The organism is Nocardia sp. NPDC056541, assembly GCF_042794235.1.
Lineage (GTDB): Bacteria > Actinomycetota > Actinomycetes > Mycobacteriales > Mycobacteriaceae > Nocardia.
This window is the reverse complement of the sequence record NZ_JBHTUD010000007.1, coordinates 157,710-174,850: the sequence shown is the minus strand read 5'-3', so window position 1 is coordinate 174,850 and position 17,141 is coordinate 157,710. Positions and strand designations below refer to the sequence as shown.

General features: G+C 64.7%; 15 protein-coding genes and 4 tRNA genes. 17 read left to right on the top strand and 2 right to left on the bottom strand.

The features are described from left to right. Positions 1–120: 120 nt before the first annotated feature. Both ACFQ9R_RS14360 and htpX read left to right on the top strand, forming a co-directional pair. Positions 121–1,143, top strand: coding sequence for a polyprenyl synthetase family protein (locus ACFQ9R_RS14360; protein ID WP_378634250.1), 1,023 nt, complete (start codon positions 121–123; stop codon positions 1,141–1,143). A 173-nt stretch (positions 1,144–1,316) separates the two neighbouring features. Continuing rightward, entirely contained in the window at positions 1,317–2,180 is an 864-nt protein-coding gene (gene htpX, locus ACFQ9R_RS14355; RefSeq protein WP_378990970.1) for a zinc metalloprotease HtpX, read from the top strand. A gap of 18 nt (positions 2,181–2,198) precedes the next feature. Here the strand turns inward: htpX and ACFQ9R_RS14350 are convergent, their stop codons facing one another. Continuing rightward, positions 2,199–2,690 (bottom strand): YajQ family cyclic di-GMP-binding protein, encoded by a 492-nt coding sequence (locus tag ACFQ9R_RS14350; protein ID WP_378634254.1) that lies wholly within the window; start codon positions 2,688–2,690, stop codon positions 2,199–2,201. A gap of 176 nt (positions 2,691–2,866) precedes the next feature. Here ACFQ9R_RS14350 and ACFQ9R_RS14345 point away from each other — a divergent pair. The 11 genes from ACFQ9R_RS14345 to ACFQ9R_RS14295 all read left to right on the top strand — a co-directional run bounded on the left by ACFQ9R_RS14345 (position 2,867) and on the right by ACFQ9R_RS14295 (position 8,544). After that, positions 2,867–2,949: transfer RNA gene (locus ACFQ9R_RS14345), tRNA-Tyr, on the top strand. 242 nt (positions 2,950–3,191) lie between these two features. Beyond that, positions 3,192–3,264, top strand: a tRNA-Thr gene (locus tag ACFQ9R_RS14340). A 59-nt stretch (positions 3,265–3,323) separates the two neighbouring features. After that, positions 3,324–3,399: transfer RNA gene (locus ACFQ9R_RS14335), tRNA-Met, on the top strand. A gap of 36 nt (positions 3,400–3,435) precedes the next feature. Beyond that, a complete protein-coding gene (gene rpmG, locus ACFQ9R_RS14330) occupies positions 3,436–3,606 on the top strand; it encodes a 50S ribosomal protein L33 (RefSeq protein ID WP_056814348.1) in 171 nt (56 codons plus the stop codon). Positions 3,607–3,769: 163 nt separating this feature from the next. After that, positions 3,770–4,837: a fused (3R)-hydroxyacyl-ACP dehydratase subunits HadA/HadB gene (locus ACFQ9R_RS14325; protein ID WP_378991232.1), complete on the top strand. Its 1,068-nt coding sequence runs from the start codon at positions 3,770–3,772 to the stop codon at positions 4,835–4,837. Between the two features lie 194 nt (positions 4,838–5,031). Beyond that, positions 5,032–5,104 (top strand) — tRNA-Trp (locus ACFQ9R_RS14320). 31 nt (positions 5,105–5,135) lie between these two features. Then, positions 5,136–5,516: a preprotein translocase subunit SecE gene (gene secE, locus ACFQ9R_RS14315; RefSeq protein WP_378990968.1), complete on the top strand. Its 381-nt coding sequence runs from the start codon at positions 5,136–5,138 to the stop codon at positions 5,514–5,516. A 112-nt stretch (positions 5,517–5,628) separates the two neighbouring features. Further along, entirely contained in the window at positions 5,629–6,447 is an 819-nt protein-coding gene (nusG, locus tag ACFQ9R_RS14310; RefSeq protein ID WP_378990967.1) for a transcription termination/antitermination protein NusG, read from the top strand. Positions 6,448–6,663: 216 nt separating this feature from the next. Continuing rightward, positions 6,664–7,098 (top strand): 50S ribosomal protein L11, encoded by a 435-nt coding sequence (rplK, locus tag ACFQ9R_RS14305; RefSeq protein WP_019049397.1) that lies wholly within the window; start codon positions 6,664–6,666, stop codon positions 7,096–7,098. Between the two features lie 79 nt (positions 7,099–7,177). Then, the gene (gene rplA / locus ACFQ9R_RS14300; RefSeq protein WP_301903705.1) at positions 7,178–7,891 is read left to right on the top strand and encodes a 50S ribosomal protein L1; all 714 of its coding nucleotides are present in this window, start codon (positions 7,178–7,180) and stop codon (positions 7,889–7,891) included. 113 nt (positions 7,892–8,004) lie between these two features. After that, the gene (locus tag ACFQ9R_RS14295) at positions 8,005–8,544 is read left to right on the top strand and encodes an NADPH-dependent FMN reductase (RefSeq protein WP_378990966.1); all 540 of its coding nucleotides are present in this window, start codon (positions 8,005–8,007) and stop codon (positions 8,542–8,544) included. 40 nt (positions 8,545–8,584) lie between these two features. On the opposite strand, the gene ACFQ9R_RS14290 is transcribed toward ACFQ9R_RS14295, so the two are convergent. Continuing rightward, a complete protein-coding gene (locus ACFQ9R_RS14290) occupies positions 8,585–10,201 on the bottom strand; it encodes an MFS transporter (protein ID WP_378990963.1) in 1,617 nt (538 codons plus the stop codon). Between the two features lie 417 nt (positions 10,202–10,618). On the opposite strand from ACFQ9R_RS14290, the gene rplJ reads away from it, so the two are divergent. The 4 genes from rplJ (at position 10,619) to ACFQ9R_RS14270 (ending at position 17,084) form a co-directional block, all read left to right on the top strand. After that, the gene (gene rplJ / locus ACFQ9R_RS14285; protein WP_062988862.1) at positions 10,619–11,182 is read left to right on the top strand and encodes a 50S ribosomal protein L10; all 564 of its coding nucleotides are present in this window, start codon (positions 10,619–10,621) and stop codon (positions 11,180–11,182) included. A gap of 62 nt (positions 11,183–11,244) precedes the next feature. Continuing rightward, positions 11,245–11,628, top strand: coding sequence for a 50S ribosomal protein L7/L12 (gene rplL / locus ACFQ9R_RS14280; RefSeq protein ID WP_194826830.1), 384 nt, complete (start codon positions 11,245–11,247; stop codon positions 11,626–11,628). A 231-nt stretch (positions 11,629–11,859) separates the two neighbouring features. Then, positions 11,860–12,939, top strand: a complete 1,080-nt coding sequence (locus ACFQ9R_RS14275; protein WP_378634266.1) for an ABC transporter ATP-binding protein — start codon at positions 11,860–11,862, stop codon at positions 12,937–12,939. Between the two features lie 644 nt (positions 12,940–13,583). Continuing rightward, a complete protein-coding gene (locus ACFQ9R_RS14270; protein WP_378990961.1) occupies positions 13,584–17,084 on the top strand; it encodes a DNA-directed RNA polymerase subunit beta in 3,501 nt (1,166 codons plus the stop codon). The last annotated feature ends 57 nt before the right edge of the window (positions 17,085–17,141 follow it).

Genomic DNA, 17,141 nt, shown 5'->3' with positions numbered 1-17,141 from the left:
CTGTGCGAGAGTGTCGGGTACACCGGGAATTGTCACTGTGTGACGGGGTTCATCGGCCATAGTGCCGGGACACGCTAGGTTGCTACCCGTCGGGGTCGGACGCATCGCTGGGAGAAGATAATGAGCACATCGGCTGTGAGCGACGAAAGCACCGTGGTTGCCGGGGTAGATCTCGTCGATCCCGAACTCGCCGTCACCGTGCGCGACGGACTGGCCGCGGTCGAGAAACTGCTCGTCGACGAACTCTCCGACGGTGAGGAATTCCTCCAGGAGGCGGCGCTGCACCTGGCCAGGGCGGGCGGCAAGCGGTTCCGGCCGCTGTTCACCGTGCTCACCGGCCAGCTCGGACCCAATCCGACCGACCCGGCGCTGATCACCGCGGGCACGGTCGTGGAACTCGTGCACCTCGCGACGCTCTACCACGACGACGTCATGGACGAGGCGACCCAGCGTCGTGGCGCGGAGAGCGTCAACTCGCGGTGGGGTAACAACATCGCGATCCTGGCGGGCGATTACCTGTTCGCCCACGCCTCGCGCCTGACCTCCACCCTCGGCCCCGACGCGGTCCGCATCATCGCCGAGACCTTCGCCGAGCTGGTCACGGGCCAGATGCGGGAAACCATGGGCGCCAAGCAGACCCAGGACCCCGTCGAGCACTACCTGCGCGTGGTGTGGGAGAAGACCGGCTCGCTCATCGCCGCCGCGGGCCGTTTCGGCGGCACCTTCTCCGGCGCGGGACTCGAGCACGTGGAACGCCTGGCGCGCCTCGGCGACGCGGTCGGCACGGCGTTCCAGATCTCCGACGACATCATCGACATCTCGTCCTCTGCCGAGCAGTCGGGCAAGACCCCGGGCACCGACCTGCGCGAAGGCGTGCACACCCTGCCGGTGCTCTACGCCCTGCGCGAGACCGGCGCCGACGGCGACCGACTGCGCACCCTGCTGGCGCGCCCGCTGGAAACCGACGCCGAGGTAGACGAGGCACTGGAACTGCTGCGCCGCTCGCCCGGCATGGCGCTGGCCAAGGAAAAGCTGGCCGAATACGCCGACCTCGCCGATACCGAACTCGCCGCGCTTCCGCCCGGCCCCGCCAACGACGCCCTCACCCGTCTCGTCCGCTACACGATCGAACGCGTCGGCTGACCAGGAACCAACACCACCCGGCGCACGTTGTCCTGTCGCGACGAAACAACAGATTTCGACAGCACATGGGTAACTCGCCGGGTACGCCCAGAACCGTTCCCGTTGTCCACCGCAGGCCCGATGCCTGACGAACGCAGCGCCTGACGACCGGCACAAGGCGCGGGGAGGCGGAAATGCCCAATGGGATCAAGACGTTCGGTTTGATGGTGGGGATGTCGGCGTTGATCGTCGCCATCGGGGCGATGTTCCGCAGCCCGACGATCCTGATCATCTCGATCGTGCTGGCCATCGGCATGAACGCCTACGCCTACTTCAACAGCGACAAGCTGGCCTTGAAGGCGATGCACGCGCAACCGGTGAGCGAACTGGAGGCGCCGGTCATGTACCGGATCGTGCGCGAGCTCGCGACCACGGCGCGCCAGCCGATGCCGCGGCTCTACATCAGTCCCACCAGCGCCCCCAACGCGTTCGCCACCGGCCGCAATCCGCGCCACGCCGCGGTCTGCTGTACCAGCGGCATCCTGCAATTGCTCGACGAGCGCGAGCTGCGCGCGGTCCTCGGCCACGAGCTGTCCCACGTCTACAACCGCGACATCCTGATTTCGTCGGTGGCGGGCGCGATGGCCTCGGTCATCACCGGTCTGGCGAACATGGCGTTCTTCGCGAGTTCGTTCGGCAGCAGGGACGGCAACGGACCGAACATCATCGGTGTGCTGCTGGTCTCACTGCTCGGGCCGATCGCGGCGGGCCTGATCAAGATGGCGGTCTCGCGATCGCGGGAGTACCAGGCCGATCAGTCCGGCGCCGAGCTCACCGGCGACCCGCTGGCCCTTGCCTCGGCCCTGCGCAAGATCGAACGCGGCGTCCAGGCGGCCCCGCTGCCGCCGGACCCCAAGATCACCAGCGAATCGCATCTGATGATCGCCAACCCGTTCCGTGCGGGCGACCGCGTCGCCCGCTGGTACTCCACCCACCCCCCGATGGACGAGCGCATCAAGCGTCTGGAGGAGATGGCCGGCGGCACTCATCACCACTGAGTGCCGCCCACACCGGACCTATCGGTAGTTGACGAACTGCAGGGCGATTCCGAAGTCCTCGCCCTTGAGCAGCGAGATCACTTCCTGCAGGTCATCACGCTTCTTGCTGCTGACCCGCAGCTCCTCACCCTGGATCTGCGCCTTGACGCCCTTGGGGCCCTCGTCGCGGATCTTCTTCGAGATCTTCTTCGCCTTCTCGGTGTCGATACCCTGCACCAGCGTGCCGGTGATCTTGAAGATCTTGCCCGACGGCTGCGCCTCGCCGGCGTCGAACGCCTTCAGCGAGATGTCGCGACGGATCAGCTTCTCCTTGAAGACGTCGAGCGCCGCCTGCACTCGCTCCTCGGCATTGGCGGTCAGCACGATGGCCTCCTCGCCCGACCATGCGATCGACGCATCGGTGCCCTTGAAGTCGTAGCGCGAGTTCAGCTCCTTCTCCGCCTGATGCAGAGCGTTGTCGACCTCCTGTCGATCGACCTTGCTCACGACGTCGAATGACGAATCAGCCACACTGCGCTCCTGTCCTGTGAAGGTCCGGCGAACTCCGGGGCCGGGATGTGCCGGCCACCGAGACAGTTGTACCCGCATCGGGGGACGACCGGTGCTCGCAGGGGGTCTGTGCAGGCGTTTTGATAGTCCGGGTGGGTACGTTGTAAGCTGCTCAGCGCACCGGAAACGGCGCACACGGCAGATTGCCCGAGCGGCCAATGGGAGCGGACTGTAAATCCGTCGGCTTATGCCTACGTAGGTTCGAATCCTACATCTGCCACATCGAACCCCCGTCGATCATGAAGATCGGCGGGGGTTCCTTGGTTCTGCGGGTTGTTCTCGCGCGGATCCGGGTAGCCTCGATGTGAGCGGGTCGGAATCAGCGATCTGAACCCCGTGAAAATGCCCTTTGAGCTGCCGATTTGGTGCTCTGGCCGGGGAGTGTGTAATCTCGTTCAGGACGCCGGAGCACGGGGTCACGCTGATCGGCTTGCCGATACAGACTCTGTGCCACGTAGTCATGCCCCCTTAGCTCAGTCGGTAGAGCGTTTCCATGGTAAGGAAAAGGTCAACGGTTCGATTCCGTTAGGGGGCTCGCCGGATTGCCGGTGGTGAGCGGCTTACCGCGGCATCATCGGGATATTAGTCCGCCGTGGCGGTGTAGCTCAGTTGGTAGAGCAAACGACTCATAATCGTTGTGTCGCCGGTTCAAGTCCGGCCATCGCTACCAATTTCAACTCAGCCCAGACCGGAAAGAAGGCAAATCGTGGCCGCGAAGTCCACCGATGTCCGGCCAAAGATCACCTTGGCCTGCGACGAGTGCAAGCACCGCAACTACATCACCAAGAAGAACCGGCGTAACGACCCGGATCGCCTCGAGCTGAAGAAGTTCTGCCCGAACTGCGGAACTCACCGGGCGCACCGCGAGTCGCGCTAGTTTTCAGAAACATCTGCCGAAGGCCGGACGAGAGTCCGGCCTTTGTGCTTTTCCCGGGAAGTTCATGGAAAGTTCGGGGCCGATACAGTACCCGGACGCATCACGTTTTACACCGGTCGACTTCGGTGCTGTCTTACGAGTGAGTAAGGTCCACGTTGTGACAGTGAACACCGGAACTCACGAAGCGGTCCCTGCCGCAGCCGCCGAAACCTTCGATCCCGCCGCCCATGCGGCATCGATGGTCGGCCACCACTACCGCGTCGACGACTACTACGAGGTCGGCCGCGAGAAGGTGCGCGAATACGCCCGTGCGGTGCAGGATTACCACCCGGTGCACTGGGAGGAAGACATCGCGCGCGAGTACGGCCATCAGGGTCTGCTCGCCCCGCTCACCTTCATCTCCCTGGTGGGCATCCTCGCCCAGCGCAAGCTGTTCGAACGGATCGTGACCGGCTACGACCTGAGCCAGATCATGCAGACCGATCAGATCCTGGAATTCCACCGCCCGATTCGGGTCGGCGACCAGTTGACCTGTGATGTGTATCTGCATTCTTTCCGGCAGGCCTTCGGTGGCGACATCATCGTCACCAAGAACATCGTCACCGCCCAGGACGACGAACTGGTGCTCACCACCTACACCACGCTGATCGGCCGCAGTGGTGGCGACATCGATCCTCGGATGTCGGACGCGGTCCGCAACGTGCTGATGCACGGACTCGGCGAGGAGGAGCCCGCCCACCACGCGCCGGCCGAGCTGTCCGTCGGGATCATCCCGGTCACCAAGCAGCCGGAGCCGACGGTCAGCGTGCACGCCCTGTCCTTCGACAGCGTGTTGGTCGGCGACGAGCTGCCCGCCCGCGTGGCGCGACTCACCCGCGGCGACCTCGTCAACTACGCGGGCGTGTCCGGCGACGCGAACCCGATCCACTGGAGCGACGAGGTCGTGAAGCTGGTCGGCCTGGACAACGTGGTGGCGCACGGCATGCTCACGATGGGGCTCGGCGGCGGTTTCATCACCTCGTGGCTGGGCGATCCCGGCGCGGTGAAGGAATACAACGTTCGCTTCACCAGCCCGGTCTACGTCGGTTCCGATGTCCCGGCGGAGGTCGAATACACCGGCAAGGTGAAATCGGTCGATCCGCAGACCCGCACCGCTGTTGTCGCCATCACGGCGAAGTCGGCGGGCAAAAAGATCTTCGGCCGCGCCACGGCAACCGTTCAGCTGTCCTGACCTGGTCGAGTGTCCCGGATTGGCGATAACCGCGCGCGGTGACGTATAGTCGGGTCTCTGGGGTCACGAGATGCTGCGCGCTGATCTTCCCGAGGGGTTATCTCCTCATGGAAGCGGCGCGCGTGTTGTGTGACACTGGAGACAACCGAATATCGAATGTGGTTGGGCATTACGGCTCAGGCTGGTCCAACCGAAGGGGCGTAGCTCAATTGGCAGAGCAGCGGTCTCCAAAACCGCAGGTTGCAGGTTCAAGTCCTGTCGCCCCTGCCCTGAATGCCAGCGACGAGAGAGGATCGACGTGAGCGACGAGCGGGATACTCGCGGCGAAGACAGCGAGGACACCGCCGCTGCCACTCGACCGAGTGGCAAGCGGTCTGCTCGTCGTGTGCGCGCGTCGGATGCTCCGGCAGACAACGGATCGGTGGCCACGCTCGATCGGCCGTCGGCCTCGCGCAAGGCAGACAAGACCGCCGGTAAGGCAAAGACGGGCAACCCGTTCAAGCGGCTGCTCAAGTTCCTGCGAGAGGTCATCGCGGAACTGCGCAAGGTGATCTGGCCCAACCGGAAGCAGATGGTCACCTATACGGCCGTCGTTCTGGTGTTCGTGGTCTTCATGGTCGCGTTCATCGCCGGGATCGACGTGGCGTTCGTCAAGGGTGTCGACTGGCTGTTCGGCTGATCGCCGACACCCACGCCGGTAGCCGATCGCGGGTCGGAACGGCGGAGTGTGCCTCCGCGCACCCGACCCGGCCCAGAGGATGTACGTGACGACACAGGAAGCGAGTGCCTCAGTGAGCACCCCGGAGAACGACACCAACGACGAGTTCCCGGTTGACGACGCTGTCGTGGCGGAAACCGCCACCGACGAGGTCGAGGCCGCCGAGCTCGCCGATGCCGACGAAGCCGCTGCCGACGAGGTCGTCGACGAAGCCGTGATCGAAGAAGTCGCCACCGAGGACGACCCCGAGGCCGACCCGATCGAGTCGATGAAGACCAAGCTGCGCCGCGTGCCCGGCGACTGGTACGTCGTGCACTCGTACGCGGGCTACGAGAACAAGGTCAAGACCAACCTCGAGACCCGCGTGCAGAACCTCGGACTCGAGGACTACATCTTCCAGGTCGAGGTGCCGACCGAAGAGGTCACCGAGATCAAGAACGGCCAGAAGAAGAACGTCAACCGCAAGGTGCTGCCGGGCTACATCCTGGTCCGGATGGAACTGAACAACGAGTCGTGGGGCGCGGTGCGCAACACCCCCGGCGTCACCGGTTTCGTCGGTATGACCGGCGGTGGCCCCGGCGCCAAGCCGACCCCGCTGACCATCAACGAGGTCGTGAAGTTCCTGGTTCCGGCCGGTGCGCAGGCGCAGAAGAAGGCCGCCGCGGCCGCTGCCGGTGGTTCGGATACCGGTAGCGCGGCTTCGGGCAAGCCCACTATCGAGGTCGACTTCGAGGTCGGCGAGTCGGTCACCGTCATGGACGGCCCGTTCGCGACGCTGCCCGCCTCGATCTCCGAGGTCAACGCCGAGCAGCAGAAGCTCAAGGTGCTGGTGTCGATCTTCGGTCGCGAGACCCCGGTCGAGCTGAACTTCACCCAGGTTTCCAAGATCTAGGATTTTCCACACTCGCGTCAACGGCACCGCTCACCGGCGGTGCCGTTGGTGTTTGTGCTGGTCACCACCCGATTGCTGGGTCGTGTGGCAGGTCCGGTAGAGTGTGATGGTTCGTGTTCTGACTTCCCCGCAGTACTTGTCGGGGCCTAGTCGTGCGCGGATACGAGGCTTACGGCAACCGTAAGGAACCGAACCCCAGAAAGCCAAGGAAGAAAGATGCCCCCCAAGAAGAAGAAGCTCGCCGGGATCATCAAGCTGCAGATCCAGGCCGGCGCAGCCAACCCGGCACCGCCGGTCGGCCCCGCGCTCGGTCAGCACGGCGTCAACATCATGGAGTTCTGCAAGGCGTACAACGCCGCGACCGAGTCGCAGCGTGGCAACGTCATCCCGGTCGAGATCTCGGTGTACGAGGACCGGACGTTCGACTTCAAGCTGAAGACCCCGCCTGCCGCTCGTCTGCTGCTCAAGGCCGCCGGTGTGCAGAAGGGCTCCGCTGAGCCGCACAAGACCAAGGTCGCGAAGGTCACCATGGACCAGGTCCGGGAGATCGCCAAGACCAAGGCCGAGGATCTCAACGCCACTGATCTCGATCAGGCCGCGAAGATCATCGCCGGTACCGCGCGTTCGATGGGTATCACCGTCGAAGGCTGAGCGAATCTCGCTCTCATGTGGGAGGGCCGGCCAGGCCCGACAACCACATCTGAACTCGAAACTTTAAGGACAGAAAATCATGGCAAAACGAAGCAAGGCGTACCTCGCCGCTGCTGAGAAGGTCGATCGCGACAACCTGTACTCCCCGCTGGCCGCCGCGCGCCTGGCGAAGGAGACCGCGACCACCAAGACCGACGCGACCGTCGAGGTCGCCGTCCGTCTCGGCGTGGATCCCCGCAAGGCCGACCAGATGGTCCGTGGCACCGTCAACCTGCCGCACGGCACCGGTAAGACCGCTCGCGTCATCGTGTTCGCCGCGGGCGAGAAGGCTTCCGAGGCCGAGGCCGCAGGCGCCGACGCCGTGGGCGCCGAGGACCTGATCGAGCGGATCCAGGGCGGCTGGCTCGACTTCGACGCCGCGATCGCCACCCCGGATCAGATGGCCAAGGTCGGCCGCATCGCGCGTGTCCTCGGCCCGCGTGGTCTGATGCCGAACCCGAAGACGGGCACCGTCACCAACGATGTGACCAAGGCCGTCAACGAGATCAAGGGCGGCAAGATCAACTTCCGCGTCGACAAGCAGGCCAACCTGCACTTCGTCATCGGCAAGGCGTCCTTCGACGACGCCAAGCTGGTGGAGAACTACGGCGCCGCGCTGGACGAGATCCTGCGTGTGAAGCCGTCGACCGCCAAGGGTCGCTACGTCAAGAAGATCACGGTTTCGACGAACACCGGACCGGGCATCCCGGTGGACCCGAACCGTACCCGCAACCTCCTCGACGAGGATGCGTGAGCTTCGGCTGACAGCTAGCTCCTGAGAGCAACACGAGGGTGGGAACGCACAGCGTTCCCACCCTCGTGGTTTTTCGGGGACTAATCGCCCCGGCATCCCGGTTGCGCACAGGTGTGACCAGGATTCTGCTGATCTCCGGTAGCACCAGAGCCGGATCTACCAATACCGCGGCCCTCCGCACCCTGGCCGGGCTCGCGCTCGACGGGATGCGCGCCGACCTCTATACCGGCCTGCGTGACCTGCCCGCTTTCGTTCCCGGCGACGATCCGGACGACTATCCCGCGGTGGTCGACCTCCGCGCCGAGCTCGCCACCGCGCACGCGGTGCTCATCTGCACCCCCGAATACGCGGGGACGCTGCCCGGCAGCTTGAAGAACCTGCTCGACTGGACCGTCGGTACGGCGGACCTGTACGAGAAGCCCACGGCCTGGTTGTCGGTGGCCCAACCGGGCCGCGGCGAGGGTGCGCTGGACACGCTGTCCACGGTGCTCGGTTACGTCGGCGCCGATGTCGTCGAGCGGGCGTGTCTGCGAGTGCCGGTGCTCGGCGCCGAGGTCGACGAGGACGGTCTGGTCGCGGATCGGGAGTTTGCGCTGAACGCGTCGATCGCACTGATCGAGCTGGCTGCTCATCTGCGTCGAATCGGAGTGTGACGTGCGCGCACCGGGCCGCGACAGCCCGGTGCGCGTGCGGTCAGTTCTTCGCCTCGGTGTCCTCGGTCTCGCGCCAGCCGAGCAGGACGGACTCTCCGTCATGCGGCCGCCAGGGCAGGAAGATCGCCACGATCACCGCGCAGACGAGCACCGCGACGGTGGCGACCAGGGACGCGGCGTGGGCGCCCTGGAGCGTCGCGGCCTTCATGGCGACGATCAGGTTCTCGCGTTGGGTCTCGAAGAACGGCGCGAGCTCACGTTTGCGCAGTTCCAGCACGCTCAGCGGACTGGCCTTGACCAGGCTCTTCTCGTTGTCGTTCATGATGCCCATCGGGATGGCGTCGATGCGTGCGCCGATCCGGCTGGTGTAGTACGAGGCCACGATCGAGCCGAGCACCGCGACACCGAGCGTGCCGCCGATCTCGCGGGTCGTGTCGTTGACCGCCGAACCCGCCCCCGCCTCGTTCAGCGGCAGCGAGGACATGATCGATTCGGTGGCCGGTCCCTGCACGATGCCCAGACCCAGCGCCATCAACACCATCGAGGGCAGCACGCCGATCAGGTAGCTGCTGTCGACGGTGACCTGTCCGCCGAGGTAGAGGCCCGCGCCGATGAGTAGCAGGCCGATCACCAGTACCGCGGTGGTACCGACCCGTTGTGCCAGCAGCGTCGCGACCGGTGCGCCGATGGCGACCGAGAAGGCGAACGGCAATGAGGCGATACCGAATTCGAGCGGGGTGTATTCGCGCACGCCCTGGAAATACTGGGTGATCAGGAAAAGGAATCCGAACATCGAGAAGTAGCCGATGGCGATTGCCAGCGCGGGCAACGAGAATCGGCGGTTGCGGAACAACCGCATGTCGAGAATCGGTGCGGCAGTGCGCAATTCCCAGGTGACGAAGGCGGCGAGCAGGACGGTGCCGAGCGCCGCGGTGCACAGTGTGGTGAGCGAGAGCCAGCCATTGTGCGGCGCTTCGATGATCGACCACACCAGCAACGTGATCCCGGCGATCGAGAGCGCGATACCGACGAGATCGAGCTTGCCGATGTGGTCGGCGCGCGATTCTGGCACCCAGATCAGCGTCGCGACCAGCGCGACCAGCGCCACCGGCACGTTGATCCAGAACACCGAATGCCAGCTGAAATGTTCGAGCAGCCAGCCGCCGGAGATCGGGCCGATGGCGATTGCGAACCCGGCCATCGCGGTCCACGCGGCGATGGCCAGCGCGCGTTCGCGCCGGTCGGTGAAGATATTGATGATCAGGGCGAGGGTGGCGGGGAAGACCGCGGCGGCGAAAACGCCCATCGCGGCTCTGGCGACGATGACCTGCGTCATCGTTTCGGCGAGTGCGCCGCCGACCGACATCACCGCGATGCCGACGAGGCCGATGGTCATGATCCGGCGGCGGCCGTAGCGGTCGCCGAGGTTGCCCGCCGCCAGCAGCAGGCCGGCGAAGGTGAGGGTGTAGGCGTCGACGACCCACTGCAGGCCGGAGACTCCGGTCCGTAGCTGGACGCCGATCGAGGGAAGGGCGACGTTGACGATGGTGTTGTCGAGTACCACGAGCAATTCGGCCAGACAGATGACGGCGAGCGCGAGAAACCGCTGCGAACGCCGGTCCAGCAGCACTGATGGAGCGACTATGGAGGTTGCCATAGCATTGGAGTGAATCAGATTACTGTCACCCTGCGTAACACCTTCTCGGTAGGATCACTGCCACATTGCGTTGCCGAAGTGGTCTGTGTCACAGCAAATCCGGCCGAATCGGACCGGGGGATACCCGTTTTGGCAGATGGGGGGAGGTGCAGGTACAGTGGTCAACGGTCATGCGGGATGTGCATACATCCGGCGAAGACCACACCCATTCGTTCTACCGAAGACCGTTGGTCGTTGATGCCGAATTTCACGGTGTCGATCGAAGGTCCGGCGACATTGCCGGCGACCCACGCAGGGAGAGCTGAGGCCGAAGATATTTTGCGCCCCGGTACGCCTTGCGTCCGGGGCGTTCGTTTTGTCGCCGGCCCCTGATTCGGTAGTGCACCAACGAAACCGACATCAGAGAGGAGGCGAAGTATGGCGAAACCTGAAAAGGTCACCGCTGTCGCGGAGATCGCGGAGCAGTTCAAGAACTCCACGGCCACTGTTGTCACGGAATACCGTGGCCTGTCGGTCGGCAAGCTCACCGAGCTGCGTCGTGCGCTCGGCGCCGACGCCACGTACTCCGTCGCCAAGAACACCCTGGTCAAGATCGCTGCCGGCGAAGCCGGTGTGGCGGGTCTCGACGAGCTGTTCGTCGGCCCGACCGCTATCACCTTCATCCAGGGTGAGCCGGTCGATGCCGCCAAGGCGCTCAAGCAGTTCGCCAAGGACAACAAGTCCCTGGTCATCAAGGGCGGATACATGGACGGCCGCGCGCTGTCCGTGTCCGAGGTCGAGCGTATCGCTGACCTCGATTCGCGCGAGGTGCTGCTGGCCAAGCTGGCCGGTGCGTTCAAGGCCAAGCCTTCGCAGGCTGCCGCCCTGTTCGCCGCTCCCGCTTCGCAGGTCGCCCGGCTCGCCCAGGCGCTGCTCGAGAAGCGCACGAGTGCCGAAGGCGCTCCTGCTGCCGAAGAAGCACCCGCGGCTGACGCCGAATAAGACATCTATTACCCGCCTCGGGGTGCGTATGCGCTGCGAGGTACACCACGAAAGGAACCACCATGGCAAAGCTGAGCACCGAAGAACTGATCGGCGCCTTCAAGGAGCTGACCCTGCTCGAGCTCGCTGAGTTCGTCAAGGTCTTCGAAGAGACCTTCGACGTCACCGCCGCTGCCCCCGTCGCCGTCGCGGCCGCCGGTGGCGCTGCTCCGGCCGAGGCTGCCGAAGAGCAGGACGAGTTCGACGTCATCCTCGAGGGTGCCGGCGACAAGAAGATCCAGGTCATCAAGGTGGTCCGTGAGATCGTCTCGGGCCTGGGCCTGAAGGAAGCCAAGGACCTGGTCGAGGGCGCCCCGAAGCCGATCCTGGAGAAGGTCGCCAAGGATGCCGCCGAGGCCGCCAAGGCGAAGCTCGAAGAGGCCGGCGCCAAGGTTTCCGTCAAGTAATTCGGAACCAGTGCTGTTGTGAACGGGCGGTCCTTTCCGGGCCGTCCGTTTGCTATTTGTCCGGACATGCGAAAGTGATCCGGGTCGTAGTAGCCGCGCCAGGTTACTCTTCAGTCATGTAGGGGTGTGCCCCGTCTCACTGATGGGTTACAGTGACCGGACCCACAGAGTCGTAGCGCACCGCCGTGATGTGAGCGCGCGGGAACGCGGGTGGGGTGCTCGCAGGGATCAATGGAGGTAGCAGTGGGCGTCGAGGTCAGGACCGAGGGTGTAACAAAATCCTTCGGTTCACAGCGAATTTGGCAGGACGTGTCGATCACGCTCCCTTCGGGTGAGGTCAGTGCATTGCTCGGCCCATCGGGTACGGGTAAGTCGGTGTTCCTGAAGTCGCTCATCGGTCTGCTGCGGCCCGAGCGCGGGTCGATCTTCATCGATGGCACCGACATCATGACCTGCTCCAACAAGGAGCTCTACGAGATCCGCAAACTGTTCGGCGTCCTTTTCCAGGACGGTGCGCTGTTCGGGTCGATGAATTTGTACGACAACATCGCGTTCCCGCTTCGTGAGCACACGAAGAAGTCGGAATCCGAGATCCGCCGCGTGGTCATGGAGAAGCTCGAGCTGACCGGTCTGCTCGGCGCCGAGGGCAAGCTGCCCGGCGAGATCTCCGGTGGTATGCGCAAGCGCGCCGGTCTGGCCCGCGCGCTGGTCCTCGACCCGCAGATCATCCTCGTCGACGAGCCCGACTCGGGCCTCGACCCGGTGCGTACCTCGTACCTGGCGCAGCTGCTGCTCAACATCAACGCGCAGATCGACGCCACGATCCTGATCGTGACGCACAACATCAACCTGGCCCGTACCGTGCCGGACAACATCGGCATGCTCTTCCGCCGCAACCTGGTGATGTTCGGCCCCCGTGAGGTGCTGCTCACCAGCGAGGAGCCGGTGGTCAAGCAGTTCCTCAACGGCCGCATGATCGGCCCGATCGGTATGTCGGAGGAGAAGGACGAGGCGCAGATGGCGCGCGAGCAGGCGCTCGTCGACGCCGGTCACCACCACGGTGGCGCCGAGGAGATCGATGGCATCATCCCGCAGATGAAGGCCGAGCCCGGCATGCCCGCCCGCCAGGCCGTGTTCCGCCGTCAGGCGCGCGTGCGCGAGATCATCCACACCCTGCCGCACGCGGCACAGGTGGCGATCCGCGAGTCGCTGGATTCCTCCGATGACACTCAGGTGATGGCTGCCTACGGCGGCAACGATCAGCCCACCGAAACGTTCAAGACCGTTCCGCACGGCCAGATCAACGGCTGAGCGACTTTTACGCTTCGGATGAGCCCCGGCCTACGGCCGGGGCTCTTCTGCGTGACAGGGCGGAAAACAACTGCTGACCGGCCGTCTCCGGGGTGGCGCGCACGGCGTGTCGCGAGTAAAATGACCGCGGCGCGGGGTGGGGGATCCCCAGCGCGCCAGGCGATCTCGCATCGCGAACAGACCTTCGCGCGCCACTTGACGAGGGGCTCGCAAACCGTCACCCTATTCACAGCAGCGTGAGCTGTTGAGGGGCATCAACGCCAGCGAGAATTCGGCCCAGCACCAGCTGACAGGGGTCGGCGCCAGTTGAATAGAGGGCTCAGCGCCAAGTGAGCGGTCGTCTCGGGGGAGTCGGCGGCAGGGCGCGCAGCGGTGAAGGAACCCGACGCGGCCAGCGTCCAGGGCTTCGGCGCGTTATCCCGTGCGTCCGGTCACACGGATGGTATGTTGACACTCCCTTGTCTAGGGGTGTAAGTTTGGACGTTGCGCTGGCTGCCTCCTGTCCACACCTTGATTCGCACTCGAAAGTTCCACCCTTCCGGTGTTACTTCCGCTGCTGCTTGTTCTGGTTTCGTTCGGGCTGTAACCAGCGGAATTCGTAGCAGACAAGCGACGGTCGCGGACCACCACGCGACGCGCGTGAGGTGCTGGAAGGACGCATCTTGGCAGTCTCCACCCAGACCAAGGCTGGTATCCCCGGAGCCCCTTTGAGGGTTTCGTTCGCGAAGATCCGAGAGCCCTTGGAGGTGCCCGGACTTCTCGACCTACAAACGGACTCGTTCGCCTGGTTGGTCGGTACTCCCGACTGGCGTGAGAAGGCGGCCGCTCGCGGCGACGTCGGTCTCGCAGGCGGCCTCGAAGAGGTGCTCGAAGAGCTCTCGCCGATCGAGGACTTCTCCGGATCCATGTCCCTGTCGTTCTCTGATCCGCGCTTCGAAGAGGTCAAGGCCTCCATCGACGAGTGCAAAGAGAAGGACATGACCTACGCGGCGCCGTTGTTCGTCACCGCGGAGTTCATCAACAACAACACCGGCGAGATCAAGAGCCAGACGGTGTTCATGGGCGATTTCCCCATGATGACCGACAAGGGCACCTTCATCATCAACGGCACCGAGCGTGTCGTCGTCTCCCAGCTGGTCCGTTCCCCGGGCGTCTACTTCGATCACAACATCGACAAGACCACCGAGAAGGACCTGCACAGCGTGCGCGTGATCCCGTCGCGCGGCGCGTGGCTGGAGTTCGACGTCGACAAGCGCGACACCGTCGGTGTCCGTATCGACCGCAAGCGTCGTCAGCCGGTCACCGTGCTGCTCAAGGCGCTGGGTTGGACGACCGAGGAGATCGTCGAGCGTTTCGGCTTCTCCGAGATCATGATGTCCACCCTGGAGAAGGACAGCACGCCCGGCCAGGACGAGGCGCTGCTCGACATCTACCGCAAGCTGCGTCCGGGCGAGCCGCCGACCAAGGAGTCCGCGCAGACTCTGCTGGAGAACCTGTTCTTCAAGGAGAAGCGCTACGACCTGGCCCGCGTCGGTCGCTACAAGATCAACAAGAAGCTCGGCATCCACGTGCACGAGCCGGTGACCTCCTCGGTTCTCACCAAGGAAGACATCGTCGACACCATCGAGTACCTGGTGCGTCTGCACGCCGGTGACCGCACGATGACCGCCCCCGGCGGTGAAGAGGTCCCCGTCGAGATCGACGACATCGACCACTTCGGTAACCGTCGTCTGCGCACCGTCGGTGAGCTCATCCAGAACCAGATCCGCGTGGGCCTGTCCCGCATGGAGCGTGTCGTTCGTGAGCGGATGACGACTCAGGACGTCGAGGCGATCACGCCGCAGACCCTGATCAACATCCGTCCGGTCGTCGCGGCGATCAAGGAGTTCTTCGGAACTTCGCAGCTGTCGCAGTTCATGGACCAGAACAACCCGCTGTCGGGTCTGACCCACAAGCGCCGCCTGTCGGCGCTGGGCCCGGGTGGTCTGTCCCGTGAGCGCGCCGGTCTGGAAGTTCGTGACGTCCACCCGTCGCACTACGGCCGCATGTGCCCGATCGAGACCCCGGAAGGCCCGAACATCGGCCTGATCGGTTCGCTGTCGGTGTACGCGCGGGTCAACCCGTTCGGCTTCATCGAGACGCCGTACCAGAAGGTTGTCGACGGCAAGGTCACCGACGAGGTCAAGTACCTGACCGCCGACGAGGAAGACCGCTACGTTCGCGCGCAGGCCAACTCCCCGGTCGACGCCGAAGGTCGCTTCCTCGAGGAGAAGGTCCTCGTTCGCCGTGCGGGCGAAGAGGTCGAGTTCGTGACGCCGGCTCAGGTCGACTTCATGGACATCTCGCCGCGCCAGATGGTGTCGGTCGCGACGGCCATGATCCCGTTCCTCGAGCACGACGATGCCAACCGTGCCCTGATGGGCGCGAACATGCAGCGTCAGGCCGTGCCGCTGATCCGTTCCGAGTCCCCGATCGTGGGCACCGGCATGGAACTGCGCGCAGCCGTCGACGCGGGCGACGTTGTTGTCAACGAGAAGCCCGGCGTTGTCGAAGAGGTCTCGGCCGATTACGTCACCGTGATGGCCGACGACGGCAGCCGCAAGTCCTACCGGATGCGCAAGTTCAACCGGTCGAACCAGGGCACCTGCTCGAACCAGCGTCCGATTGTGGACGAGGGCGATCGGGTGGAGAAGGGGCAGGTCCTCGCGGACGGCCCCTGCACCGAGAACGGTGAGATGGCGCTGGGCAAGAACTTGCTCGTCGCGATCATGCCGTGGGAAGGCCACAACTACGAGGACGCGATCATCCTGTCGCAGCGCCTCGTGGAAGAGGACGTTCTCACCTCGATCCACATCGAAGAGCACGAGATCGATGCCCGCGACACCAAGCTCGGTGCCGAGGAGATCACCCGGGACATCCCGAACGTCTCCGACGAGGTCCTCGCCGACCTCGACGAGCGCGGCATCATCCGCATCGGTGCCGAGGTCCGCGACGGCGACATCCTGGTCGGCAAGGTCACGCCCAAGGGCGAGACCGAGCTCACCCCGGAAGAGCGTCTGCTGCGTGCCATCTTCGGTGAGAAGGCTCGCGAAGTGCGCGACACCTCGCTCAAGGTGCCCCACGGTGAGTCCGGCAAGGTCATCGGCATTCGCGTGTTCTCGCGCGAAGACGACGACGATCTGCCTCCCGGTGTGAACGAGCTGGTCCGCGTCTACGTGGCCCAGAAGCGCAAGATCCAGGACGGCGACAAGCTCGCCGGTCGCCACGGCAACAAGGGCGTCATCGGCAAGATCCTCCCCATCGAGGACATGCCGTTCATGCCCGACGGCACGCCGGTCGACATCATCCTGAACACCCACGGTGTGCCCCGTCGTATGAACATCGGCCAGATCCTGGAAACCCATCTCGGGTGGATCGGTAAGGCCGGCTGGAATATCGACGTGGCCGCGGACGGCACCCGTCCCGACTGGGCGGCGACGCTGCCCGAGGAGATGCTGGCCGCGCCGGCCGACTCGAACATCGCCACGCCCGTCTTCGACGGCGCCAAGGATGACGAGCTGACCGGTCTGCTCGGGTCGACCCTGCCCAACCGTGACGGTGAGCGGATGGTCAACGCCGACGGCAAGTCGACGCTGTTCGACGGTCGTTCGGGTGAGCCGTTCCCGTACCCGGTCGCGGTCGGTTACATGTACATCCTGAAGCTGCACCACCTGGTCGACGACAAGATCCACGCCCGTTCGACCGGTCCGTACTCGATGATCACGCAGCAGCCGCTGGGTGGTAAGGCGCAGTTCGGTGGTCAGCGATTCGGTGAGATGGAGTGCTGGGCCATGCAGGCCTACGGTGCGGCGTACACGCTGCAGGAACTCCTGACCATCAAGTCCGACGACGTGGTCGGCCGCGTGAAGGTCTACGAGGCCATCGTCAAGGGCGAGAACATTCCGGAGCCGGGCATCCCGGAGTCGTTCAAGGTGCTCCTCAAGGAACTCCAGTCACTGTGCCTCAACGTCGAGGTGCTGTCTTCGGATGGTGCCGCGATCGAGATGGGCGGCGGCGAAGACGAGGATCTGGAGCGCGCGGCCGCGAACCTGGGCATCAACCTGTCCAGGAACGAAGCCGCCACCATCGACGATCTGGCGAACTAGGTGGTAAGCGGTGCGGTCGCTGTGGAAGCGACCGCGCCGCGCACCGCGCTCGACAAC

What these genes read in the sequence shown, in the direction of transcription:
- ACFQ9R_RS14360 (WP_378634250.1), top strand. Translation starts at nt 121, where the DNA reads ATGAGCACATCGGCTGTGAGCGACGAAAGCACCGTGGTTGCCGGGGTA.
- htpX (WP_378990970.1), top strand. Translation starts at nt 1,317, where the DNA reads ATGCCCAATGGGATCAAGACGTTCGGTTTGATGGTGGGGATGTCGGCG.
- rplK (WP_019049397.1), top strand. Translation starts at nt 6,664, where the DNA reads ATGCCCCCCAAGAAGAAGAAGCTCGCCGGGATCATCAAGCTGCAGATC.
- rplA (WP_301903705.1), top strand. Translation starts at nt 7,178, where the DNA reads ATGGCAAAACGAAGCAAGGCGTACCTCGCCGCTGCTGAGAAGGTCGAT.
- ACFQ9R_RS14290 (WP_378990963.1), bottom strand. Translation starts at nt 10,201, where the DNA reads ATGGCAACCTCCATAGTCGCTCCATCAGTGCTGCTGGACCGGCGTTCG.
- rplJ (WP_062988862.1), top strand. Translation starts at nt 10,619, where the DNA reads ATGGCGAAACCTGAAAAGGTCACCGCTGTCGCGGAGATCGCGGAGCAG.
- rplL (WP_194826830.1), top strand. Translation starts at nt 11,245, where the DNA reads ATGGCAAAGCTGAGCACCGAAGAACTGATCGGCGCCTTCAAGGAGCTG.
- ACFQ9R_RS14275 (WP_378634266.1), top strand. Translation starts at nt 11,860, where the DNA reads ATGGAGGTAGCAGTGGGCGTCGAGGTCAGGACCGAGGGTGTAACAAAA.